At 66.7% G+C, this 24208-nt stretch carries 19 protein-coding genes; 13 read left to right on the top strand and 6 right to left on the bottom strand.

Annotated elements, in window-relative coordinates; translation table 11 throughout:
* Positions 1-69 precede the first annotated feature (69 nt).
* From OL599_RS01820 to OL599_RS01810, 3 genes are all read right to left on the bottom strand, one after another.
* The gene (locus tag OL599_RS01820) at positions 70-882 is read right to left on the bottom strand and encodes an NAD kinase (RefSeq protein ID WP_408886911.1); all 813 of its coding nucleotides are present in this window, start codon (positions 880-882) and stop codon (positions 70-72) included.
* A gap of 5 nt (positions 883-887) precedes the next feature.
* A complete protein-coding gene (locus OL599_RS01815; RefSeq protein WP_264711882.1) occupies positions 888-1724 on the bottom strand; it encodes a carbon-nitrogen hydrolase family protein in 837 nt (278 codons plus the stop codon).
* Between the two features lie 65 nt (positions 1725-1789).
* Positions 1790-2224, bottom strand: coding sequence for a hypothetical protein (locus OL599_RS01810; protein WP_264711881.1), 435 nt, complete (start codon positions 2222-2224; stop codon positions 1790-1792).
* Positions 2225-2374: 150 nt separating this feature from the next.
* Between OL599_RS01810 and OL599_RS01805 the strand changes: the two genes are divergently transcribed.
* From OL599_RS01805 to rnk, 3 genes are all read left to right on the top strand, one after another.
* On the top strand, positions 2375-3529 hold the full coding sequence (locus OL599_RS01805) for a 2-aminoethylphosphonate--pyruvate transaminase (protein ID WP_347403175.1): 1155 nt from the start codon (positions 2375-2377) through the stop codon (positions 3527-3529).
* A 29-nt stretch (positions 3530-3558) separates the two neighbouring features.
* Positions 3559-5229 carry a formate--tetrahydrofolate ligase gene (locus tag OL599_RS01800; RefSeq protein ID WP_264711880.1) on the top strand — a complete coding sequence of 557 codons (1671 nt, stop codon included), beginning with the start codon at positions 3559-3561 and terminating at the stop codon, positions 5227-5229.
* 111 nt (positions 5230-5340) lie between these two features.
* Positions 5341-5994 carry a nucleoside diphosphate kinase regulator gene (gene rnk / locus OL599_RS01795; protein ID WP_264711879.1) on the top strand — a complete coding sequence of 218 codons (654 nt, stop codon included), beginning with the start codon at positions 5341-5343 and terminating at the stop codon, positions 5992-5994.
* Between the two features lie 119 nt (positions 5995-6113).
* Here the strand turns inward: rnk and OL599_RS01790 are convergent, their stop codons facing one another.
* On the bottom strand, positions 6114-6959 hold the full coding sequence (locus OL599_RS01790; protein WP_264711878.1) for an IclR family transcriptional regulator: 846 nt from the start codon (positions 6957-6959) through the stop codon (positions 6114-6116).
* Between the two features lie 297 nt (positions 6960-7256).
* Here OL599_RS01790 and OL599_RS01785 point away from each other — a divergent pair, with 297 nt between their 5' ends.
* The 10 genes from OL599_RS01785 (at position 7257) to OL599_RS01740 (ending at position 19405) form a co-directional block, all read left to right on the top strand.
* Positions 7257-7859, top strand: a complete 603-nt coding sequence (locus tag OL599_RS01785) for a cysteine dioxygenase family protein (RefSeq protein WP_264711877.1) — start codon at positions 7257-7259, stop codon at positions 7857-7859.
* Between the two features lie 10 nt (positions 7860-7869).
* Positions 7870-8598: an enoyl-CoA hydratase/isomerase family protein gene (locus OL599_RS01780; RefSeq protein ID WP_264711876.1), complete on the top strand. Its 729-nt coding sequence runs from the start codon at positions 7870-7872 to the stop codon at positions 8596-8598.
* Positions 8599-8863: 265 nt separating this feature from the next.
* On the top strand, positions 8864-11020 hold the full coding sequence (locus OL599_RS01775; protein ID WP_264711875.1) for an acetate--CoA ligase family protein: 2157 nt from the start codon (positions 8864-8866) through the stop codon (positions 11018-11020).
* 72 nt (positions 11021-11092) lie between these two features.
* Positions 11093-11830 (top strand): enoyl-CoA hydratase/isomerase family protein, encoded by a 738-nt coding sequence (locus tag OL599_RS01770; protein ID WP_264711874.1) that lies wholly within the window; start codon positions 11093-11095, stop codon positions 11828-11830.
* Between the two features lie 13 nt (positions 11831-11843).
* On the top strand, positions 11844-12875 hold the full coding sequence (locus tag OL599_RS01765) for a histone deacetylase family protein (RefSeq protein WP_264711873.1): 1032 nt from the start codon (positions 11844-11846) through the stop codon (positions 12873-12875).
* Positions 12876-12914: 39 nt separating this feature from the next.
* Positions 12915-14306, top strand: a complete 1392-nt coding sequence (locus OL599_RS01760; protein ID WP_264711872.1) for an aspartate aminotransferase family protein — start codon at positions 12915-12917, stop codon at positions 14304-14306.
* Positions 14307-14322: 16 nt separating this feature from the next.
* Positions 14323-15903 (top strand): ABC transporter substrate-binding protein, encoded by a 1581-nt coding sequence (locus OL599_RS01755; RefSeq protein ID WP_264711871.1) that lies wholly within the window; start codon positions 14323-14325, stop codon positions 15901-15903.
* Positions 15904-15927: 24 nt separating this feature from the next.
* Positions 15928-16905, top strand: coding sequence for an ABC transporter permease (locus tag OL599_RS01750; protein ID WP_264711870.1), 978 nt, complete (start codon positions 15928-15930; stop codon positions 16903-16905).
* A complete protein-coding gene (locus OL599_RS01745; protein WP_264711869.1) occupies positions 16902-17741 on the top strand; it encodes an ABC transporter permease in 840 nt (279 codons plus the stop codon). The genes OL599_RS01750 and OL599_RS01745 overlap by 4 nt, the downstream gene beginning before the upstream one ends.
* Positions 17738-19405 carry an ABC transporter ATP-binding protein gene (locus tag OL599_RS01740; RefSeq protein WP_264711868.1) on the top strand — a complete coding sequence of 556 codons (1668 nt, stop codon included), beginning with the start codon at positions 17738-17740 and terminating at the stop codon, positions 19403-19405. The genes OL599_RS01745 and OL599_RS01740 overlap by 4 nt, the downstream gene beginning before the upstream one ends.
* A gap of 197 nt (positions 19406-19602) precedes the next feature.
* Here OL599_RS01740 and OL599_RS01735 read toward each other — a convergent pair whose 3' ends face one another.
* Both OL599_RS01735 and flhA read right to left on the bottom strand, forming a co-directional pair.
* The gene (locus tag OL599_RS01735) at positions 19603-21192 is read right to left on the bottom strand and encodes an ABC transporter substrate-binding protein (RefSeq protein WP_264711867.1); all 1590 of its coding nucleotides are present in this window, start codon (positions 21190-21192) and stop codon (positions 19603-19605) included.
* A gap of 937 nt (positions 21193-22129) precedes the next feature.
* Entirely contained in the window at positions 22130-24208 is a 2079-nt protein-coding gene (gene flhA, locus OL599_RS01730) for a flagellar biosynthesis protein FlhA (protein ID WP_264711866.1), read from the bottom strand.

The raw sequence follows: 24208 nt of genomic DNA, 5'->3' as shown, positions 1-24208 counted from the left end.
CCCCTGACCGACCTGGCATCGTGGCCGGGTGCCGCGGACCCGGCGGAGCGACAACGGAGGCAACTCGCCTCAGACGGTGAACTGCTCCGCAATTATTCGTTCCGACAACCCTTGGTCCGGATCGAACAGGATCCGCGCCTCCGTGGCTCGATCTTCGCGCACGGATACTGACACCACGTCGCGGACCTCCGTGAAGTCGGCGACGGCGGCGACGGGGCGCTTGTTCGACTCGAGCACTTCGAACAGCACTTCAGCCGAGCTCGGCAGCAATGCCCCGCGCCAGCGCCGCGGCCTGAATGCGCTGATAGGCGTCAGCGGCAGCAGATTGGCCGACAATGGCACAATCGGCCCATGCGCGGATAAGTTGTATGCGGTCGATCCCGCTGGGGTCGAGACCAGCACCCCGTCGCAGATCAGTTCAGCCAGGCGAATGCGGCCGTCAACCGTGATGCGTATCTTGGCCGCCTGCCGCAACTGCCGGAGCAGCGAGACCTCGTTCAAGGCGAGGGCCTCATGCGTGTCGCCGGCCGCTGTCGTTGCGCGCATCCGCAACGGGTGCAGGACAGCCACCTGCGCCCGGGACAGGCGGTCGAGCAGGTTGTCCTCGCTGAACTCATTCATCAGGAAGCCGACCGATCCGCAATTCATCCCATAGACCGGGATGCCACGGCCCAGGATCCTGTGCAGCGTCTCCAGCATGAAGCCATCGCCGCCAAGCGACACGATCACCTGCGCGTCTTCGGGCGGACAGTCGCCGTGGCGCGCGACCATCCTCGCCCGGCTTTCGAGCGCGAGCGCGGCCGGGGAGGCGACAAAGCTGATCCGCTCGTAGGGGATCGCGTGCGGCCCCGGCAGATGCCGCGCCAGGGTGGCCGGGTGGATCGGGTTCAAGCGAGCTTCCGGTGTTCCATGACCGGCATGTCCCGGCGGACGCGCGCTGTCAGGTTGCTGTCGATCCTGGCCGTCGCCCACCTGACGCCGTCGGACACCTTGGCCACGACATGCCCCCAGGGATCGCAGACCAGCGAATGGCCATAGGTATAGCGCGGTTCGCCGCTGCCATCGCGATGCTGGCCCCACGTCGCCGGCGCAGCCAGCCAGCATTGCGTCTCGATCGCCCGGGCGCGGATGAGGGTCTCCCAATGGTCCTTGCCGGTCTGCACGGTGAATGCCGATGGCAGAAAGATCAGCTCCGCGCCAGCCCGCCGGAGCTCGAGGAACAGCTCGGCGAAACGAATATCGTAGCAGATGGCGCAGCCGATCCGGACGCCGTTGACGTCGTAGCTGACCACCTTGTCGCCGGATCCGAACATGGAGCTCTCGCGGTAACCCGTCCCGTCCGGCGTAACGATGTCGAACAGGTGGATCTTGCGGTAGCGCGCGATCTCGACGCCCTGCGGGTCGAAGGCCACTGTCGTGTTGAACAGCCGATCCCCCATCCGTTCGGCAATCGAGCCGCCATGGACGTGGATCTGTCGATCCCGCGCAATGCTGCGCAGGAATTCATAGGCCTCCCCGCCGGGCTCGTTGCTGCCGCTGGCCGGAAGTTCCTCTGCCTGGTGGAATTTCGTCGCACGGTCGCCGCCAAGGCATGTCCACATCTCCGGCAGGCTCACGATATGCGGGGTGTCCGCGGCGATCGCACCGTCGATCAGCGAACGCGCCTGGGCGATGTTGGCAGCCTTGTCGTGGCCGGCATTCATCTGGACCACGCTGACACGCATCGGACCTCTCCATTCATCATGACGCAGCCTGGGCGTCCGCCGGCGCAAGGTTAGCAGGCTGCCGCTTAGCGTGGCCAGTCAAGACGGGGTTCGGACCTGCGCCCATAGGGCGGCCTGGCCATGCTGGGCGGCGGCGGCGCATGCGCGAGCGGCGAGGCGTGGGATGGCCCGCGGTCGCCAGAGCGCCACCAGGCTTCTTCGGCGGCGTCCTCGGAGGGCGCCGCGGGCCGGCGAGGCTGGTCGGCTTCGGGATGCCGATCGAGGCGATCGGGGTCATGGTCCGGTCGCTGCATTGGGGGAATCGGGGCGCGCGATGGCGGGCGGGCAGCGGTGGCTGGTGGGCGCGTCACACTGGACCCATCCGGTTCGGGCAGCCGAAGTGTGAGCGCGCGGATCTCGCCCTGGATGTCGTCAAGTCGAGCCTCGATCTGGTCGAGGCGCCCTTTCAGCCCGAACACGTTGAAGGGCATGAGCAGGAAGCTCAGCGCGAAGAGCAGCAAGGGTACCAATGCGGCGGTGGCGACCCACCCTGGTATCCAATCCGGAAGTAGGAATGGCAGCGGCATGTCCAATCCCTAGCACCGAATTCTCGGGCAGGCGATGGACGAACTGCCCGGATTCCGCCACGCTTGCATGCGAGTGCATGCGAGATGTGCGTCAGAGGGATGGTATCGCCGATGTTGCTCTTGATTCCGGGCCCGGTCACGACAAGGCCAGAGGTCCGCCAGGCCATGACCCAGGATCACGCCCCCTGGGACAACGCGTTTCGTCCGTTGTATGCCTCGGTGCGCGAGCGCGTGCTGGCGATCGCGGGAGGCGTTCCCGGAACCCACGCCAGTCTGGCGCTTCAAGGCTGTGGACATTTCGCGACCGAGGCGGCTGTTCGCACCTTTGTCCCGCCCGGAGGCAGGATCCTCATTCCGGCGACCGGGTCCTACGCCGACCGGATGGCACGGCTGGCCCGCGAGGCGGGGCGGGTCGTCGTTCCGTTGACGGTTGCGCAGACCGAACCGGTTTCGCCGGCAGTAGTGGCAGCCGCTCTGGCCGCCGATCCGACCATTTCGCATGTGGGACTTGTCTACAGCGAGACGAGCTCCGGGGTTATTCACGACGCGATTGCGATCGGGGAAGCCGTTCGCGCTGCTGGCCGCCGGTTGATACTGGATGCCGTATCCGCCTTCGGTGCGCTGCCTCTGGATATCTCGGCCCAGCCGGAGATGGATGTTGCAGTGTTCACGACCAACAAGTGCCTTGAAGGACTGCCGGGCCTTTCATTCGCCGTCGCGCGGGTGGACTCCCTGACCGGGGCGGTCGGGAATGCCGGAAGCTGGTCGTTCGACCTTGCTGATATCTATGCGCATGCGCTGAGAAGTGGGTGGGGCAGCTTCCGCTTTACCCCGCCGGCGCAGGTGCTGGCGGCATTCCAGACGGCGCTTGACTTTTTCGATGTCGAGGGCGGTCAGGCTGCACGCCTTGCGCGATACACCGCGAATGCCCGGACCCTCTACGACGGCATGCTGTCGCTAGGGCTGGAGCCCTGCCTTGCGCGCGATGTGCAAGGACCCATCGTCATGAACGTGCATGCGCCCAGCGATCCGGCGTGGTCGCTGCAGGCCTTCGTCGACGCGCTCAAGGAGGCGGGGTTCGTCATCAGCAACTTCTATAATACGGAATACCCGAGTTTCCGTGTCGGCTGCATTGGTGCCGTGACACCTGGCGACATGCAGCGGTTCATATCGGCGGTGGATCAGGTATTGGTACGCCTGGGCATCAAGAACCGTTCGGCATCGCGCCAGGCCGCCTGACAGCAGACGATCCACCGGGGAGACGACACATGCTGACCGACATGGAGATCGCGCGCGCGGCGACGCTGCGCCCGATCGCCCAGATCGCCGCCGCTGCCGGCATCCCGGCGGATGCGCTTGTACCCTACGGCAAGTACAAGGCGAAGATCGACTTCGACTTCATCCGTGACGTGCAGGCTCGTCCGGACGGCGCGCTCGTGCTCGTAACGGGGATCAGCCCGACGGCAGCAGGGGAAGGCAAGACCACAACGACGATCGGCCTGGGCGATGCCCTTAATGCGCTCGGCACCAGGAGCATGATCTGCCTGCGGGAGCCCAGCCTCGGTCCGTGCTTCGGCATGAAGGGGGGCGCCACTGGTGGCGGGCGGGCCCAAGTGGCCCCGATGGACGAGATCAATCTGCATTTCACGGGCGATTTCCACGCGATCACGTCGGCGAACAACCTGCTTGCCGCGATGATCGACAACCACCTCTATTGGGGAAACGCGACGCAACTCGACCCTCGCCGAATCACCTGGCGCCGCGCCCTCGATATGAACGACCGGGCGCTGCGCAGCATCGTCAATGGATTGGGAGGGACGACGAGCGGCCCTCCGCGCGAGGACGGGTTCGATATCACCGTTGCGTCCGAGGTGATGGCGGTGTTCTGCCTGTCGCGCGATCTCGACGATCTGCAGGCGCGGCTTGGCGGCGTGATCATCGGCTCTCGTCGCGACGGCTCCTTCGTCTATGCGCGCGACATCAAGGCCCACGGGGCCATGGCGGCGCTGTTGCGGGACGCGCTGATGCCGAATCTCGTGCAGACGCTGGAGGGCTCACCGGCGCTGGTCCATGGCGGGCCCTTTGCGAATATCGCGCATGGTTGCAACTCGGTCCTGGCAACGCGCCTGGGCCTGAAGCTTGCCGATATCGTCGTTACCGAGGCAGGGTTTGGGGCAGATCTCGGTGGCGAAAAGTTTCTCGATATCAAGTGCCGTTTTGCCGGTCTTGCGCCCGCCTGTGCGGTCGTCGTTGCGACCGTGCGGGCCTTGAAAATGCATGGTGGAGTGCAAAAGTCTGAGCTGTCGCGTGAGGATGTCGGAGCCGTGACGCGTGGACTCGATAACCTCGATCGTCATGTCGAGAACCTGCGCAAATTCGGCCTGCCCGTGATCGTTGCCCTGAATCGCTTCACATCCGACACCGACGCGGAGATCGCCGCGGTGAGGGATGCGATGGCGCGTCAGGGCGTGGAGGTTTGCCTGTGCACGCACTGGAGCGATGGTGCTGCCGGCGCCGCCGACCTTGCGCAGGCCGTACGGAAGCTTGCCGATCAGAAGGCCGGCGACTTCAAGCCTCTCTACCCCGACGACATGCCGCTTATTGACAAGATTCGCGTGATCGCGCGCGAGATATACCGGGCTCGCGACATTGATGTTCCCGCCACCGTGGCCCAAAGGTTGGCGTCCTATGAAAAGGCGGGGTTTGGTCGTGCGCCGGTCTGCATTGCCAAGACGCAGTACAGCTTCAGCGCCGACCCCACCCGGCTGGGTGCTCCAGAGGGGCATGTCCTGCCGATCCGCCAGGTCCGCATGTCCGCGGGCGCGGGTTTCGTCGTGGCGATCGCCGGCGATATCATGACGATGCCCGGCTTGCCGCGCGTTCCCTCGGCCGAGTCGATCACGCTTACGGACAGGGGCGAGATAACCGGGCTGTTCTGAGCATAAGCGATTTTATCGGTGGCGAGACGAATCGATACCGAGTGAAGTGCGCCCCGGGGGTGGACAGATCGGTCCGGTTTGAATTGACTGGGCCCGGCGGGCTTTCAGAGGGTGGAAGCCCTGCCCAGGCACCGCCTCTGCGTCGCCGCGCGTACGCGCCAGCTCGCGCGGGCATGCCTTTCCCTTGAGATCCCGTCCGCGCTCGCCAAGTTCGAGAGCGGAGAATTTGATGACCACCCGCGGCGACGAGAGCAATGGGGCGCGTCGCAACACCAAGCCGCGCGGATGTACCGCGCTGAGGATTCTGAAATGATCAACCCGATGACGACGAAGAATGGCACTGCCGGACGGCAGGCGTTGGCGGACGACAACCCGCCTTTGACGCTCTCGACTGCCGACGAGGAGCGCCTCTCCGGCCTGGCGACCATGTCGGCGCGGCGTAACGCCGAGGTTGCCGAGCTTTTGCTCGAAGAGATTGGCCGCGCGCAGCTGGTGCCGGCGGACCAGATGCCGGAGGGCGTGGTCCGCATGCACGCCTATGTCGAGTACCGGGATGAGGCGACAGGCGCGGTCCGGCGCGTGCAGCTCGTCTACCCGCACGAGGCCGATATCGCGCAAGGCAGCATTTCCGTGCTCACCCTGGTTGGTGCAGGACTCCTCGGCCTCGCTGCCGGTCAGTCCATCATGTGGCCGACACAGGACGGGCGTGAGCGGCGGTTGACGGTGTTACGGGTGTCGCCGGAGCCCTTCGAAAGCGAGTCGTGAGACGGTTCGCCTGCCGCAACGCACACCTTGGTGGGGGGTGACCGGCGCAGTCGCCGGTCCGCGGTCCCGGTTGCCGAAAAGGCGCAGGGCAGAAGATCGCCCTCTTTCGTCGGCACGTGTCACGAGCTGGAATCTGCGCGCCGTGGGCGGTGAGTCGAGAGCCCCGTCGTGGCACGCAGGGGCTGTGCCGCCGGCTCCGCGGCCTGGTTCGGGGGAACCCCGCCGACGCGCCGCGTGATTTCGCTGGCGGTTGCCATCACGGCGGGCGCCAGCTGTCGAATCGTTGCCGGTTTCAGGCGTTCGGCCGGACCAGCGATGCCGATGGCCGCGGTGACGCGGCCATCCGGGCCCCAGACCGGCGCTGCGACGCCGCGCACTGTATCGCTTCGTTCGCCGCGGTTCACGGCATGACCGAGCCGGCGCACGCGGGCCAGTTCCTCCTCGAGGGCGGCGCGCCCGGTGATGGTATGCGAGGTGAGGGGGCCAAGTCGGCTCGCCGCTTCCGCGACCTCGGCGACGACCGATGCCGGGGCGTGGGCGAGCAGCGCCTTGCCGGTGGCCACGCAGTGTGCCGGTGTGCGCCGACCGACGCGGCTATAGGCGCGAACCGGGTGAGAACTCTCGACGATGTCGATATAGACGACTTCGGTGCCGTCGAGCACGGACAGGTGCACGCTCTCGCCGGTCTTGTTTGCCAGTTCGGCCAGCAACGGTGCGGCGACGCGCCGTATATCGACCCGCGCCAGCACCACAATGCCAAGTTCCCATAGCCGCAGGCTGGGCTCGTAGACGCCGCGCTCCGCATTGTGGCGGACAAACCCTTGCGTTGTCAGCGTCTGCAGCAGGCGATGGACATTGCTCTTGGTCAGGCTGAGCTCGCGGGCGAGGTCGCTCACCCCCCGCGCTTCGCTGCTGTTCGCGAGCGCCGCGAGCAGGTTGAGGCCCTTCACCAGACTTTTGTCCATATTCCTGCTCGCACCAGGTGACATTTCGCCGCCGAACCTCCAGAACATCGATACATAACGAAATGTCCTACCAGCGTTCCGGAAACAACGATACCGCATTCCAGGACAATGAATGAGGCCAGCCGCGCCGCGCACCGCGCATCCATCCCGCACGCGCCGATCCGGCTGGCTGGTCCAGCCCGAGAGTTCGTTGTGACGTATTGGATTGCAGGACGCTGTTCTGTAATATTGACAGGGTGAACGGCACGTGGGAACCGGTGATTGCTTGGGTGCGAGTGGGACGGGAGCCGAAAGAGCATGACGACAACGCCTGGATTTCACCGGCTGCGCGACTTCGTGGTCGCCATGACCCGCCTGGTGGACGCGCACGGATGCGTCGAGGAGGCATTGCTGGAGGGCGCCCGCCCGCTGCTGGCTGCCCTGATCGCCGAGGACGACTGGCTGCCCGAACGCTTCGCGCAGCCGGATGCGACGCATTACCGGCAATTCCTCCTCCATGGCGACCCGCTCGGCCGTTTCTCGCTGGTGAGCTTCGTCTGGGGACCGGGCCAGCGCACGCCGGTACACGACCATTCGGTCTGGGGCCTGGTCGGCGTCCTGCGCGGTGCCGAAATCTCTGTCCCGTACCGGCGCACCGGTGGAACGCCGGCGTTGGCCGCGGGCACGCCGGCTCGCCTCACGCCCCGTATGATCGAGGCGGTTTCCCCGGTGTTGGGCGATATCCACGAGGTATCGAACGCGTTCGACGATCGGGTATCCATCAGCATCCATCTCTACGGCGCGAATATCGGCGCGGTCCGCCGCCATGTTTTCGACCCGGTGAGCGGTGCGGCGAAAGAGTTCATCTCCGGCTACTCGGCCGATGTGGTGCCCAATCTCTGGTCAAGCGCAGGCCGGTGAGGGTCACGCGATGAGCGACAGCATTGTGGCGGAGGCCAGGGGCGGCGTCCTGACGGTCGTGTTGCAGCGCGAGGAGCGCGGCAACGCGCTGGACGCACAGTCGGTCGAGGCGTTGCATGCGGCGCTGGCCGAAGCCGCGCGACCCGAGATCCGGCTGCTGGTGCTGCGCGGGGCGGGACGCTCGTTCTGCACAGGTTTCGATCTGGCCGGGCTGGAGACGCAGAGCGACGGCGACCTGCTGCTGCGCTTTACCCGGATCGAACTGCTGCTGCAGGCCATCCGCCATGCCCCGGTGCCGAGCCTGGCGCTAGCGCATGGCCGCGCCTTCGGCGCTGGGGCCGACCTGTTCGCCGCGTGTACCTGGCGGGTGGCGGCGCCGGGCACCCGCTTCGCGTTTCCTGGCGCGCGGTTCGGCCTGGTGTTGGGCACACGCCGCCTCGCCGCGATCATTGGCACCGCCGCTGCGCTGGAGCTGACCGCGTGCGGCCGCATCCTGGAGGCTGCCGATGCCGTCCGGTTCGGCCTGGCCACGCAACTCGCTCCCGCGGAGGACTGGCCCGCGCTTATCAGCGGTCTCGTTGGCGAACTCGCGGCGACCGACCGTGAAACCGTGCTCGCGCTGCGGCATGCGGCCCAGGCGGATACGCGGATGGAGGATCTCGCCGACCTCGTCCGTTCGGCCGCGCGGCCCGGACTGCGCGAGCGCATCCTTGCTTATGCCAGTGCGCGGCGGGGCTGATAGCTGTCGGCGGAACGGCTTGGCGGAACGGCAGATGCATCGTTCACCCTGCAATACCAGATATCGTCCTGGATTTCCCTGTTTCGCGGCCGATGAACCACACCGGGGCTTGACAGTCCTCTCCGAGCATCCTTAGCATTTTTCTGATATTCGATACGACGTATCGTAATGCAGAACAACGGGAGGATCCTATGTGCGACCGCGCTCACGGGTCCGTCTGGTTCGGGCATTGCGCCGACCTGACCTTCGAATGACGGGACCAGTCATGCCGCCGAACGAGACCACCGAAAGCCTGGCCACAGCCGCAAGCCGCATTCCGGTGGCACGCATCGTCGCGCCCCGCTCGGTCGCCGTCATCGGCGCCTCCGATGACGTGGGCAAGTTCGGCGGCCGGCTGATCCATTATCTGATCAAGCACGGCTATCAGGGCCAGCTGCTGCCGATCAACCCGAAGCGCGCGACCATACGCGGGCTGCCCGCCTATCCGAGCATCACCGCCGCGCCCGGCCCGGCCGATGTCGCCGTCCTGGCGGTGCCGGCCACGCAGCTGCTGGCACAGATCGAGGAATGCGCCGTGGCGGGGGTGGGCGCCTGCATCGTCATCACCGGCAAGCTGGCCGAAGTCGGACCGGAAGGCGAGGCGCTGCAGGCGCACATCGTCGCCACCGCGCGCGCCGCCGGCATGCGCCTGCTGGGGCCCAACTGCCTGGGTATCTTCAATCCGGTGGACCGCGCCATGCTCAGCTCCAGCCTGGCCCTGGAGGTGGACGCGCTGCGGCCGGGCGGTGTCGGCCTGGTCAGCCAGAGCGGCGCGCTGATGGGCACGCTGGTCTCGCTGGGCAATGAGTACGGTGCCGGCTTCAGCCGCTGCATCTCGGTCGGCAATCAGGCCGACCTGGAATTGTGCGACTTCCTCGAATACCTGATCGAGGACGACGCCACGCAGGTGATCGGCCTTTATGTCGAGGGGCTGCGCTCGCCGCGCCGCTTTGTCGAGCTGCTTCGCCGGGCACGGGTGGCGGGCAAGCCGGTGTTGTGCGTGAAGGCGGGGCGCAGCGACGCCGGCGCGCGCGCCGCCCGCTCGCACACCGCCAGCCTTGCCGGTTCCTATGCCGCTTTCGAGGCGGTCTGCCGTGCCGCCGGCGCGGTGGTGATGGACGATCCGGCGGCGATGGTGTTCGCGGCCGACGCCCTGGCGCGCCTGCCGCGCCTGCCGGCTGCGGGGAAGGGGGTGGCGGTCATTGCTTCCTCCGGTGGCAGCACCGCGGTGCTGACGGACCAGTTGCCGGCAGCGGGTCTGCGACTGGGCGAGATGTCGGAGGCGACGCGCGCGGTGCTGGGGGAATTGATGCCAGCCTCGCACGTGCATCTGCCGCTCGATACCGGGTCGTTCCAGAACGGCAGCACCGAGGAAGGGGTGCTCGCCTGTCTGCGCGCCTTCATGGCCGATCCCGATATCGGCGCCATCGTCTATCCGATGACCACCCAGCCGCGCATGGCAGGCTATGCCGCGCTGCTGCCGCCGGTCGCGCGCGAGGGCGGCAAGCCCATCCTCTACGTCATGACCGCCGGCTCGGTCGGCGACGCGGCGCGACGGGCCGTTGGGGCTGCGGATTTTCCGTGGTTCGATCGCACCGGGGACGCCCTGCGCGTGCTGCGGGCAATGGAAGCGGAGGCGGCCGGAAGAGCGCGTGCCGCCGTGACGCCGCCACAACGTCCTGCCGGCGCCGGCCCGCTGCCCGCCGGATTGCGGGCGGGGCCACTCACCGAGCATGAGGCCAAGTGCCTGGTTGCCGCCTATGGCATCCCGGTGACGCGTGAGCATCTGGCCACCAGCGCCGACGCGGCGGCAGCGGCGGCGGCGGAGATCGGCTACCCGGTGGTGCTGAAGGGGGTGAGCCGCGCGGTCGTACACAAGAGCGATCTCGGGCTGGTGCGTCTGGGCCTGGCCGACGCATCCGCGCTGCGCGCCGCCTTCGACGAGGTCCGGCTGCTGCTGGAACAGGTGGCACCCGGCGCCGGCGAGGGTGCGCTGGTGCAGGAGATGGCGCGTGGCGAGGCCGAGTTGATCCTGGGCACCACCTGCGACCCCGATTTCGGCCCGATGATCATGGTCGGTTTCGGCGGTGTGCTGGTGGAGGTGCTGAAGGACGTGCAGTTCGCCCCGGCGCCGCTGTCGGCGGAGGATGCGGAGGCGATGCTGCGCCGGCTGGCGCTGTGGCCGGTGCTCGCCGGCGTGCGCGGGCGGCCGGCGGCCGATGTCGCGGCGGCGGTGGACGCATTGGTGCGTCTGTCCTGGCTGGCGCACGACCTCGGCGAGCGCCTGGTGGAGCTCGACATCAACCCGCTGTTCCTGCGCGCAGCGGGGCAGGGCGCGGTGGCGGTCGACGGGCGGGCCACGTTGCGCGCCGGCGATGCCTGATCACGAGACGATGCCTGATCACGAGATGTTGGGCGCGGTGGTGCGCCGGGCGAGCATGAGGACAGATTGACCATGGAACATGTGACCATCCGGGATGAGGGTCCCGTCCGCATCGTGGCGCTCGACCGTCCCGAGAAGGGCCATGCCATCACCAAGGGCATGGCGGAGGCGGTGCAGGCGGCGATGCTGGAATTCGACAGCTCCGACCAGCGCGTCGCGGTGCTGACCGCGACCGGCACCCGCGCCTTCAGCTACGGGGCGGATGTGACCGAGCCGCCGGAGCTCTGGCGCGCCATCCCGACCGTGGGGTTCCGCACCGACAAGCCGGTGATCGCGGCGATCGAGGGCTGGTGCGTCGGCGGCGCCATCGTGCTGGCGATGATGTGCGACCTGGCGGTCTGTGGGGCCGGGGCGAAGTTCTACTACCCGGAAGCGAAGATCGGCCTCACCGGCGGCATGATCGCAGGGCTGGCGGCCCGCATCCCGCACAAGGTGGCGATGGAGATGATGCTGCTCTGCCGCACCGTGGAGGCCGAGCGCGCGGCGTCCGTCGGCCTGGTGAACGAGGTGGTGCCCGAGGGGCAGGCGCTGTCCACCGCCATCGCCTGGGGCCAGGAGATGGCCGGCTATGCGCCGCTCGTGCTCGGCACGCTGAAGCGCATCGTCGTCGAGGACATCCTTCCGCAAGGCCCCTCCGAGCAGATGGCCCTGCATGCCCAGCGCATGGCGAAGGTGCGCCAGTCGGAGGATCTGCGCGAGGGTGTCGCGGCCTTCCGCGAGAAGCGCAAGCCGCAGTTCCAGGGGCGGTGAGGGGCGCGCGGCCATGCTGGTGACATACTCCCAGGCCCAGGCGCTCCACGTCCCGCGCCCCTATGTCCTGCGCGGCGTCATGACGCAGCCGCGGGAGATCCCGGCGCGGGCGGAACAACTGCTCGATGCCGTCCGTGCGGCCGGGCATGACATCCGCTCGCCACAGGATTTCGGCCGCGGCCCGCTGCTTGGCGTGCACACCGAGGACTATGTGAGCTTCCTCGAGGCGGCCGCCGCACGCTGGCAGGCGGAAGAGGGTGATACGGGCCCGGTGATGCCGGTCACTGCGGCGCTGCGCCGCACGGCATCGCGCCCGTCCAGCGCGCGGGGGCTTGCCGGCTGGTATCTGGCCAGCGCCTCGGTGGGCATCGAGGCCGGCACCTGGGAGGCGATGGCCGGGGCGGCCAATTGCGCGATGGAAGCCGCCGAAGCGGTGCGGACGGGCGCGGGCGAGGCCTATGCCATCTGCCGCCCGCCCGGCCACCATGCCTATGCCGACCTCGCCGGCGGCTATTGCTACCTGAACAATGCCGCCATCGCCGCACAGCATCTCGCCGGCACCATGGGCCGGGTCGCCGTGCTGGATGTGGACGTGCATCACGGCAACGGCACGCAGGATATCTTCTATGCCCGCAGCGATGTGCTGTTCGTGTCGCTGCATGCCGATCCCGATCTCGCCTATCCGTTCTATGCCGGGCGGGCGGAGGAATGCGGAGAGGGTGCGGGACTTGGCTGCAACCTGAACCTGCCGCTGCCGGCCGGCGTCGGCGACGGGCCCTATCTGCAGGAACTCGACCGCGGCCTTGCCGCGATCCAGGCGTTCAATCCCGCGGCCCTGGTGGTCTCGTTGGGCTTCGATGCCTTCGAGGGCGATTCGTCCCGGCTGCTCGCAGTGACGACGCCCGGTTTCGCGCAGATCGGCGACCGGATCGGGGCGCTGCGCCTGCCCACCGTGCTGGTGCAGGAGGGCGGCTACGCCGTGGATCACCTCGCCGCCAATCTTACCAGCTTCCTCACCGGCTTCCTTGCCTGCCGCCACGGGTGAGCCGGGCTGGATGACCGAGCCGACAAAAGGACCGCAACCATGAACCATCTTCCGAACTCGACGGCGGCGCGCGATATCGCCACGCTGATCCATCCCTACACCAATCTCGACCGGCATATGACCGCCGGGCCGCTGGTGATGACGCGGGGCGAGGGCGTGTACGTCTTCGACGACAGCGGCAAGCGCTATCTGGAAGGCATGGCGGGTCTGTGGTCGGTCTCGCTCGGGTTCGGCGAGCAGCGTCTGGTGGATGCCGCCACCCGCCAGATGCAGGCGCTGCCCTACTCGCAGCTGTTCGGCCACCGCTCGCACGAGCCGGCCATCGAACTGGCGGAAAAGCTGCTGGCGATGGCGCCGGCCGGGCTGGACAAGGTGCTGTTCGCCAATTCCGGCTCCGAGGCGAACGACCAGGCGGCCAAGCTGGTGTGGTACTACCACAATGCCATCGGCAAGCCGCGCAAGAAGAAGATCATCGCCCGCACCCGCGGCTATCACGGCGTGACCGTCTATTCGGGCAGCCTGACCGGGCTTCCGGCGAACCATGCCGATTTCGACCTGCCGGTGGGCGGCGTGCTGCGGGCCGATTGCCCGAGCCATTACCTGTTCGGCCAGCCGGGCGAGGGCGAGGCGGCTTTCGTGGACCGCATCGTGGGCAACCTGGAGCAACTGATCCTGCGCGAGGACCCGGAGACCATCGGCGCCTTCATCGCCGAGCCGGTGCAGGGATCGGGCGGCGTGATCGTGCCGCCGAAGGGGTATTTCGAGAAGGTGCAGGCGCTGCTGCGGCGCTACGACATCCTGTTCATCGCCGATGAGGTGATCTGCGGCTTCGGGCGCACCGGACAGATGTTCGGCTGCGAGACGTTCGATATCCGCCCCGACATCGTGACCGTCGCGAAGCAGCTTTCCTCCTCCTACATCCCGATCTCCGCGACCCTGGTGAGCCGGCCGATCTTCGAGGGGATGCTGGAGGAGAGCCGCAAGCAGGGCGTGTTCGCCCATGGCTTCACCTATTCCGGGCACCCGGTGGCGGCCGCCGTGGCGCTGGAGACGCTGAAGATCTACGAAGAGCGCGACACCATCGGCCACGTGCAGCGGGTGATGCCGCATTTCCAGTCGCGTCTGCATGCCCTCGCGGAGCATCCGCTGGTGGGCGAGGCGCGCGGCATCGGCCTCATCGGCGCCATCGAGATCGTGCAGGACAAGCGGACCAGGAAATCGTTCGCCGCCGCGGACGGCATCCCTGCCATGGCGGCGGCGGCGACGCTGCGCCACGGCGTGATCGCGCGTGCCATCCGTGACGCGATCGCCTTCTGCCCGCCGCTGATCATCTCCGAGGCCGAGATCGACGAATTGTTCGACGGCGTGCGGCATGGCCTCGACGAGGCACTTGCCCATGCCCGGGCCAAGGGCCTGGTTTCCACGAGCTGATGGCAGGGGAAAGCCAATGATCAGCAGGCGGCAACTCGGTGCGCTGGCCGGCGCGGCGGCACTTTCTCCTGCCCTGGCGGCCCACGCGGAAGAGCCGCGGCGCGGCGGCAGGCTCAACCTGATCGTCCAGCCCGAGCCGGCATCGGCCTTCATCGGCATCAACCGGCTCGGCCCGTCAGCCTTCGTCGGCAGCAAGATCAATGAAGGTCTGCTGAGCTTCGGCCGGGACCTGAAGCCGCGGCCCATGCTGGCCGAATCCTGGGAGGTCTCGCCCGACGGCCTGACCTATGTGTTCCGGCTGCGGCGCAATGCGGCCTGGCACGACGGCCGCCCCTTCACGTCGGCCGACGTGGTGTACAGCATCACCGAGTTCCTGCCGAAGGTGTTCTCTCGCAGCCGCGCGGTGTTCACCAATGTGGACCGGGTGACGGCGGTGGATGCGCATACGGTCGAGCTGAAGATGAAACACCCGTTCCCGGGCCTGCTGACGGTGTTCGAGCGCAGCGGCGGCACGATGGTGCCGCGGCATATCTATGAAGGCACCGATCCCTATCGGAATCCCGCGAACGAGAAGCCCATCGGCACCGGGCCGTTCAAGTTCGCCGAGTGGCGGCGGGGCTCGTTCATCCGCCTCGAGCGCAACGAGAACTACTGGCAGCCGGACCGCCCCTATCTCGACGAAATCTATTTCCACGTCGTCCCCGATGCGAATGGCCGCAGCGTCGCCTTCGAGACCGGGCAGGTCGATGTGCTGCGCGGCGGCGACGTGGAGTGGTTCGAGGTCCGGCGGCTGGCTCGCCTGCCGGAGGTTGAGGTGACGGAGGCGGGGTGGGAGTTCTTGTCGCCACTCGCCTGGTTCAATCTCAATCTGAGGAACCCGCCACTGAACGATGTGCGCTTCCGGCGCGCATTGTCCCACGCGATCGACCGCAACTTCATCGTGCGCACCATCTTCGCCGGTTTCGGGACGCCGTGCGACGGACCGATGACGCGCGGCATGGCCTTCAGCGATCCGGCCGCCTGGACCACCTACAAATACGATACGCGCGCCGCCATCGCGCTGCTCGACGAGATGGGGCTGCGGCCGGGGCGCGACGGCATCCGCGCGGAGCTGCGTTTCCTGCCGCTGCCATACGGCGAGACCTGGCTGCGCCTGGGCGACTATCTTCGCGAGCGGCTGCGCGCCATCGGCATCCGGCTGAACGTGACGCCAGTGGACATGCCCACGCTGGTGCAGCGGGTGAATGCCGGCGATTTCGATATCTTCTCCAACTTCGTCTACATGCTGCCGGATCCGGCGATGAACTTCACGCAGGTGTACCGGTCCGATATGAAGGCGATCGGCACCTCGTCCAATCTTGGCGGCTACGACAACCCCGAGCTCACGGCGATGCTGTTGCGTGCCGAACGGACGCAGGACCGGGCCGAGCGCCAGCGCCTCTACACAGAGATCCAGAAGATCCTGACGCGCGACGTGCCGATCCTGTGGACGCATGAGATCGGGTTCCTCACGCTCCACCGGAAAAAGGTCCGCAACCTGATGGCAACCGGCCTGGGCACTGACGACACGCTGGCCGACACCTGGCTGGCTGGCTGAGGCGATCCGCCGGAGGACCTGGACATGCGCCAGCTCGAGTTTGTGGTCGCGCGCCTGCTGAAGGTGGTCCTGGTGATGTTCGGCATCGTGGTGCTGAACTTCTTCCTCGTCCGCCTCGCCCCCGGCGATCCGGCGACCGTGCTCGCCGGGGAGGCGGGGGCGGTTGACCCGCAGTTCATGTCCGAGGTGCGGGCCCGCTACGGGCTCGACCGGCCGATCCACGAACAGCTGGCGATCTATGTCCGCCGTGTCGCCACGCTGGATTTCGGGGAATCCTACCGCATCCAGCGCCCGGCGATGGACCTGATCGCGGAACGGCTGCCCGCCACGCTGCTGCTTTCCCTGTCCGCCTTCGTGTTCGCGATGGCCGCCGGCGTGGCGCTGGGGGTGCTGGCGGCGCGCCGGGTGGGGCGCTGGCAGGACATGGCGATTTCCGTCACGGCCCTGGTGTTCTTCGCCATGCCGCTGTTCTGGGTCGGGCTCATGGCGATCCTGCTGTTCTCGGTGCAGCTCGGCTGGCTGCCGGCCTACGGACTGGAAACGGTCGGCGGCGGCTTCTCGGGACTGCGTCGCGCCTTCGACATCGCCGCGCATCTGGTCCTGCCGGCCACCACCCTCGGCCTGTTCTACGTGGCCATCTATGTCAGGATGACGCGGGCCTCGGTGCTGGAGGTGTCGCGGCTCGATTTCGTCCGCACGGCCCGGGCGAAAGGCATCCGCGAGCCGCGGATCTGGCGCCGGCACATCCTGAAGAACGCGCTGCTGCCGGTGATCACCCTGGCCAGCCTGCAAGCAGGCTCCCTGGTGGGGGGAGCCGTGGTCACGGAGACGGTGTTCGCCTGGCCCGGCGTCGGACGCCTGGCGTTCGAGGCGCTCGGACAGCGTGACTACAACCTGCTGCTTGCGATCTTCGCGGTGACATCGGCGGTGGTGCTGCTGTTCAACCTGGTCGCGGATATCGTCTACAGCCTGGTCGATCCGCGCATCGAGGCGCGGGCATGAAAGATCTTCTCGCCTGGAGCAGGCATCACTGGGCCCTGCTGCTGGGTGGCGGCATGCTGGCCGTGCTGGCGGCACTGACGCTGGCGGCGCCGGCGCTGTACCCCGAGGACCCGCTCAGCATGGTGGGGCCGCCGGATGTGCGGCCCTTCGACGAGGGGTTCCTGTTCGGCACCGATTCGCTGGGACGGGATGTGGCCGCCGGCATCCTGCATGGGGCGCGGACCTCGTTGCTGCTGGGCCTGGTCTCGACCGCATGCTCGGTGCTGCTCGGCACCGGCGTCGGCGCCGTGGCCGGCTATTTCGCCGGCCGCGTGGACGATGTGCTGATGCGGTTGACGGAATTCTTCCAGACCATCCCGTCCTTCATGCTGGCGCTGGTCCTGGTGGCGGTGCTGTCGCCCTCCATCTGGACCATCGTGCTTGCCATCGCCGTGGTCTCCTGGCCGCCGGTTGCGCGGCTGGTGCGGGCGGAATTCCTCAGCCTCCGCTCGCGCGATTTCGTCAAGGCAGCGGTGGTGGGCGGGCATCCCACCCATGTCATCATCCTGCGCCACATCCTGCCGAATGCGCTCACGCCCATCATCGTCACCGGCTCGCTGATGGTGGCCAGCGCCATCCTGCTGGAATCGGCACTCTCGTTCCTTGGGCTCGGCGACCGCAACAACATCACGTGGGGTTTCATGATTGGCGCGGGGCGATCGATGATCCGGCAGGCCTGGTGGCTCAGCGCCATTCCCGGCCTGGCCATCTTCTATACCGTGCTGGCCCTGAATCTGCTCGGCCAGGGCCTGGCTGACCTGCTCAACCCGCTGCTCGCACGCACGAGGCGGGCATGAGCGCCGGCCCCTTGCTCAACATCGAAGATCTTTCCGTTGCCTTGCCGGAAGGGGCGGACCGTCGTTTCGCGGTGCAGGGCGTGTCGCTTCCACTCGGCCGGCGCGAGGTGCTGTGCGTGGTCGGCGAGTCGGGTTCGGGGAAGTCCGTCCTCGCCAACACGGTGATGGGATTGCTGCCGGCACCGGCGCTGCGCGTGGCCGGCGGCCGGATCATGTTCGACGGCCAGGAGCTGACGCGGCTGCCCGAGGAGAGCTACCGGGAGCTCCGCGGACGGCGCATCTCGATGATCTTCCAGGAGCCAATGACGGCCCTCAACCCGGTACTGACCATCGGCGAGCAGATCGAGGAAGTCCTGGCCGCGCATGGCATGGCCGACCGCCGGACGCGCCGGGAACGTGCGCTGGAGCTGCTTGCGGCGATGCACTTGCCGGACCCGCCATCGCTGCTGGGCGCCTATCCGTTCCGCCTGTCGGGCGGCCAGCGCCAGCGGGTGATGATTGCGGCCGCCCTGGCGCTGGAGCCGGAGATCCTCATCGCCGACGAGCCTACCACCGCGCTCGACGTGACGACGCAGAAACAGATCCTCCGCCTGATCCGGGAAATCCAGGAGCGTCGGCGCCTCTCGGTGCTGTTCATCACGCACGATTTCGGCGTGGTGGCGGATATCGCCGACAAGGTGGCGGTCATGCAGCATGGCAGCCTGGTGGAATATGGCGTGGCGGCGAAGGTGCTGGATGCGCCGGAGCATCCCTACACGCAGCGGCTGATTGCCGCAGTCCGCCGGCTTGAGGACGGCGCCGAAGACGCACGCCCCGTCGCCGCAGCGGAGCCGCTGCTGGAGATCAAGGGGTTGCGCAAGACCTATCGCAGCGCATCCGGCTTTTTCGGCCTTCGGAAGCGGGAAGTGCGGGCCGTGGACGATGTGACGCTGACCATCCATCAGGGCGAGACGGTCGGGCTGGTAGGCGAGAGCGGATCCGGCAAGACAACGCTCGGTCAGCTTGTCGTGCGGCTGTTGCCTGCGGACGGCGGAGAGCTGGCGTTCCGCGGGCAGGAGATCCGCACCGCACGAGGCGCCCGCCTGCTCGGATTGCGCAAATCGATCCAGATGGTGTTCCAGGATCCTTTCGCCTCGCTCAATCCGCGCCATCGCGTGGGCCGCATCCTGACCGAGACGCCGATCCGGCACGGAGTGACCCCCGCCCAGGCCGCGACCCGGGCGCGGGAACTGCTGCACCTGGTTGGTCTCGATGTCGGGGCGTATGACCGCTTCCCGCATGAGTTCTCCGGCGGGCAGCGCCAGCGCATCGCCATCGCCCGCGCGCTCGCGCTCGATCCCGAACTTGTGGTGGCGGACGAGCCGGTTTCGGCGCTCGACGTGTCGGTGCAGGCGCAGGTGCTGGAGCTGTTGGCCGATCTCCGGCGCCGGCTCAATCTCTCGATGCTGTTCATCACCCACGACCTGCGCGTCGCCAGCCGGATATGCGACCGTATTGCCGTCATGCGCGGCGGCGTCATCGTGGAGATTGGTTCGACGCGGCAGATATTCGGCGATCCACAGCATGAATACACTCGTGGGCTGCTCGATTCGATCCCGGGCCGGTCGTGGCTGGGCATCGGCGGCGGAGCTCCGGTGGCGGATCGGGCCACAATGACGCTGTAGAGCAACCTCAGGCGAGGCTGCCCTCGCCCGTCTGATAAAATTGCTCGCCCCAACAGCAAGCCGGTGTGCCGTCACACAGGTGAACATGTTCGTTTGAAACGAACGCGCTCTCATACCAGAGGCCATTCAGCATGACCTCTGGCATGAGCCGGTGGATGGGCGGCATCGGCCGCCCATACATCGTACGCGAGGGCGGGTTAAGCCTTCTGGAGCTGCCGGTACTGCGTGCCGTCGAACAGTAGCCCGACATGCAGGCCGCTGGTGCGGCGGTTGGTGACGGTAGTCTCCACCTCCTGCAGCAGCCAGACATTCGGCCCATGTTCCCAATCGTAGCGCTGCAGTTCGCGATAGGCGTCGAGCCGCTTTTCGGGGTTCGGCTCCACCTTGGCGGCAAGGATCTTCCGGTTGACCTCGGCATCCTGGAAGCCATTGCGCCATGCGGCATTGCGGGTGCGGCTGTTCTCGGTGTTGTCGGGATTGAACAGCACGAAGTCCACGTTGTTGTGGGGGTCGAGGAAGTCCGAACCCCAGCGCGTGAGCACCATATCCGTCTGCCGCGCTCGGTAGCGGCTCAGCACCTGCCTGCCCTCGCCGGGCATCATGCGCACGCGAATGCCGATATCCGCCAGGTTCCCCTGGATAGCCTGGGCGAGATCGGCGAACGGGCTCGCCGAGATATAGTCCAGGGTCGCCTCGAACCCATCGGCGAAGCCTGCCTGGCGCATCAGGGCACGCGCATGATCCAGGCGGCGCGAGAATGGCCGTTCATCGAGCGCGCTGGGAAAGCCCTTCGGTTGGTGCGACTGATGCACGACATAGGTCCGGCGAACCAGATTCTTCTGGATCGCGTCATAGTCGATCGCCGTCTTGATCGCCTGCCGCACCTCGGGCCGCGCCAAGGCGGGGTGGCGTTGCGACAAACCGACATAGAGCAGGCTGGCCTTCGGGCTGGAGGTGATGCGCAGGTCCTTGTCGGTGTCGGCGCGGCCCAGTTCCTCGGTGCCGAGCCGGCGGGCGATATCCACGTCCCGCCGCTGCAAGGTAAGCAACTGCGTGGCGGGCTCGGGCAGGTGGCGGATGACCACGCGCCGGATCCGCGGCGGCGTGACGGCATGGGGGTTGGCATCCAGCGTAATGCTTTCGCTGGCTCGCCAGGACCGCATAAGGAAAGGGCCGGAGCCAGCGGTGTTCTGTTTCAGCCAGGCATTGCCCAGATCGTTGCCCTGGGCGTGCGCGACCACAACGGCGCGTTCGACGACACCGCCGATGCCCGCCGATATCGAGTAGAGAAAGAAGGTCGGCGCCACGGCCTCGCCGCATTCGATCTCCAGCGTCTGCGGGTTCACCGCGCGTACGCGTGTCTCGACATTATCAGCGGTAAGGCCGATCTGCGTCAGGATGAACACAGGTGATTTGGCGAGCACCACGGCGCGGCGCAGCGAGAACGCCACATCGTCGGCCGTCACCGCGTTGCCGCTGGCAAAGCGGCAGCCCGGCTTGAGGCGGAAGGTGAAGGTCCGGCCGTCCGGCGAGACTTCCCAGGACTCGGCCAGATCGCCAACAATCTGGCTGGCATCCGCGTCGGCGGGGCGAACCAGGCGCTGGTAGCAATTCGCGGCCACTTCGCCGGTTGTATACTCATAAGCCTCCGCCGGGTCGAAACTCGCGGCGTCGTCAATGCGCGTGGCCATCACCACGGCATTGTCGGGCGTCTCGGCCTGCGCCGCGCGCGGCAGCGGAACCACGGCGGCGGAAGCCGCCGCGAGTACTGAACGACGTGTGAACATGCCACTGTCTCCCTATTCTAGGACGCCTCGTATGGGCGCAAGCTTCGCGGCAAGGGCCAGCGGATCGCTTGTATTCTGCAATGCGATACGACGTTCCCTGATACGTGACGCAGGCTAGATGTTTGCCATTCGTGGCGTCAAGATGCGCTGCTCACGGTGTTGAACGTCCGGCCAGATGCCAGGCGGCCGATTGGCGGTTGCCGCGCGGCGTTGGTTCGTCCGGCGGCAACTCGGGCATCCTGGATCTCGCCCGGCGTTCGGCCGTCCACGCGGCAGGCCATGGGCATCGGCCTCGGAATGAAGTCTGATCGTTACGCCAGGGTGCGAAGAGCCAAGATCCGGGCGATAGGTCCCCCGTTTGGGCCGGCGGCGCGGTGATGCGCGCAGCTCGTGGTGCGATGCTGTCAGCAGGGTGCTGTCCATGCTCGTCCGGACAGGCACATCACAGCGCCTACGAGTGCGATTTCGGTCGTCGGTACCGCGGGCGCCCCGGCACTTACTGCCGCCGGTTCAGTCCCGTCGACACCGCGATTCACCCAAACCACCAATACTCCGCCTGCCGAGCGCCGAATTTGGCCGGCAGCATGCCCAGCCGCCGCTACCGTCGGCAGTGTTGCAGATTGCGTCGAGGATCCCGTAGATATCCACAGGCAGCTTCCACCAACGCCTCAATGTTTAGGACACGAGGGCTGAATGCGCCTTTATTCGCGCTTCGTGGGATACCGCTTCGCCTTGCGGGCGATATCCGCCATCCCGCCATGGTTTGTTCGGGTCCACGTCCCAGGCTTGAGTCGCTCCAAGCCGAGGCGCCACAGCCATTTTCAAACAGTCTCTGAAGACTTTACACGAGGCGCCCACTCACTCGCGGGGTGGCCACGGTCTTTCGGGTTTCGACAGCAATAATTCATCCCGATGCCGCTTCTGCGGCCGCGGTCCATCATATACTCCCGACCGTTCGGATGCGGGCCCGGGGATAGATCTCCGCTTGAGCGAGCACCGGGGTGGTGGGTCGAATCCGGTCGACGACGGCGCGGACGTGGTGTCGGATATGCCCGCTGGTCAGTAGTACCGGAGCATCGCCGGACTGGACCGCAGCATCGAATGTCGACCGCAAACGCTGCATGAACTCCGTCAGTTTTGACGGCGCCATTGTGAGCTGGCGATCCTCGGCAGGCCCGACCAACGACTCGGCGAATGCCATCTCCCATTCCGGTGAAAGCGTGACCAGTGGAATATAGCCTCCGCCGCCCACGTGGCTATCGCTGATCTGCCGAGCCAATCGTGCGCGCACATGACCGACCAGCGCCGGGATCGCCCTTATCTGACTTGCGCACGCTTCCTGGACACCCTCCAGAATGGTGGGGAGGTCTCGAATAGACACGCGCTCGTTGAGAAGGGATTGCAGCACGCGCTGAACCCCGCCAATGGCGATCTGCGTTGGAATGAGCTCTGCGACGAGCTTCTGGTTCTCCGGCGGCAAGCCTTCGAGGAGCTTTTCCGTCTCCGCATATGACAAAAGGTCGGAGAGGCATTGTTTCACAACCTCAGTCAGATGCGTCGCGAGTACGCTTGGCGCGTCGACGACAGTATAGCCGCGAAATACGGCCTCCTCGTGGGCGCTCGCGTCAATCCATAGGGCCGCAAGTCCAAAGGCCGGTTCGGTCGTCCTTTCGCCATTCAGATTTGGGAACTCGCCTCGATGGTCCATGGCCAGGAATCGGCTCGGGCGGATCTCACCACCACCTGCCTCGATCTCCTTGATCCGAATGCAATAGGCCTCCGGCGCCAGTTGCATGTTGTCCTGTATTCGGACCGGAGGCATGACAAAGCCTAACTCCGCCGCTATTGCCCGGCGCAATCCCTTGATCTGATCGGTCAGACGCGGGGCGTCGCCACCAGCGAGGCCGAGCAATCCGTATCCTAGCTCCAGCCGGATCATATCGATTCGCAGCGCCTCCGAGATCGGCGGCTCCGGGGTTGGGATCGGGGTCGCGGGGGCTGCGTGGTCTTCTGCGCGACCATGGCCACGACGCAGCCAAGCGGCGCCGCCCGCGAGGCCGGCCAACGCAAGAAATGGGAGCATGGGCAGCCCTGGCATCAGCGCGAGAACGGCCGCCGCCGCCCCAGCCAGTCCGAGCGGCTTCGTCGTTCCCAGCTGATGAACAAGCGTCGCGTCGGTGGTGCCCTCCATGCCGCCCTTCGTCACGACGATGCCGGCGGCAGTGGACACCAGGAGCGCCGGAATCTGGCTGACCAGGCCATCGCCGACAGTCAGTGTCGTGTAGGTGCTCGCGGCCGAGGCGAAACCCATCCCGTGCCGGCCAATTCCAATCGCAAGCCCCCCGATGATATTGATCGACGTGATGATGAGACCGGCAATTGCGTCACCCCTGACAAACTTCGCCGCCCCATCCATCGCTCCGAAGAATCCGCTGTCCTGCTCCAGTTCCCGGCGCCGCCTCCGCGCAGTGGGCTCGTCGATCAGTCCGGCGGACAGGTCGGCGTCAATGGCCATCTGCTTGCCGGGCATTGCATCCAGGCTGAAGCGTGCGGCGACTTCCGCGATGCGGCCCGAACCCTTTGTGATCACCATGAAATTGACGACCAGAAGGATGAGAAACAAGATCAGACCGATCAGAACATCGCCGCCCATCAGAAAGCCGCCGAACGCGGCCACCACGTGCCCGGCGGAGAATGGCCCCTCGTTCCCGTGTGACAGGATCAGTCGGGTCGTTGCCACATTCAGCGACAGGCGCAGCAAGGTCGTCAGCAGCAATAGGGTCGGAAAACTTGTGAACTCCAGCGGTCGGACGAGAAACATCGCCACCATCAAGATGAGCACCGATGCGCTAACCGAAAGCGCCAGACCGAAATCCAGAATGGCGGCCGGCAATGGCAATATGAGCATCGAAAGAAGCGCGACAACGCCAATTGCAAGGCCGATATCGCTGCCAGGTAGATAATCCCTCAGCAATCTCTGCCAATTACGAGCCGCATCAACATCCGCGGTCAGCAT

This window comes from Limobrevibacterium gyesilva, assembly GCF_025989185.1.
GTDB classification, from domain to species: domain Bacteria; phylum Pseudomonadota; class Alphaproteobacteria; order Acetobacterales; family Acetobacteraceae; genus Limobrevibacterium; species Limobrevibacterium gyesilva.
The sequence above is the reverse complement of the archived record's forward strand: the minus strand, read 5'-3'. Positions and strand labels throughout refer to the sequence as shown.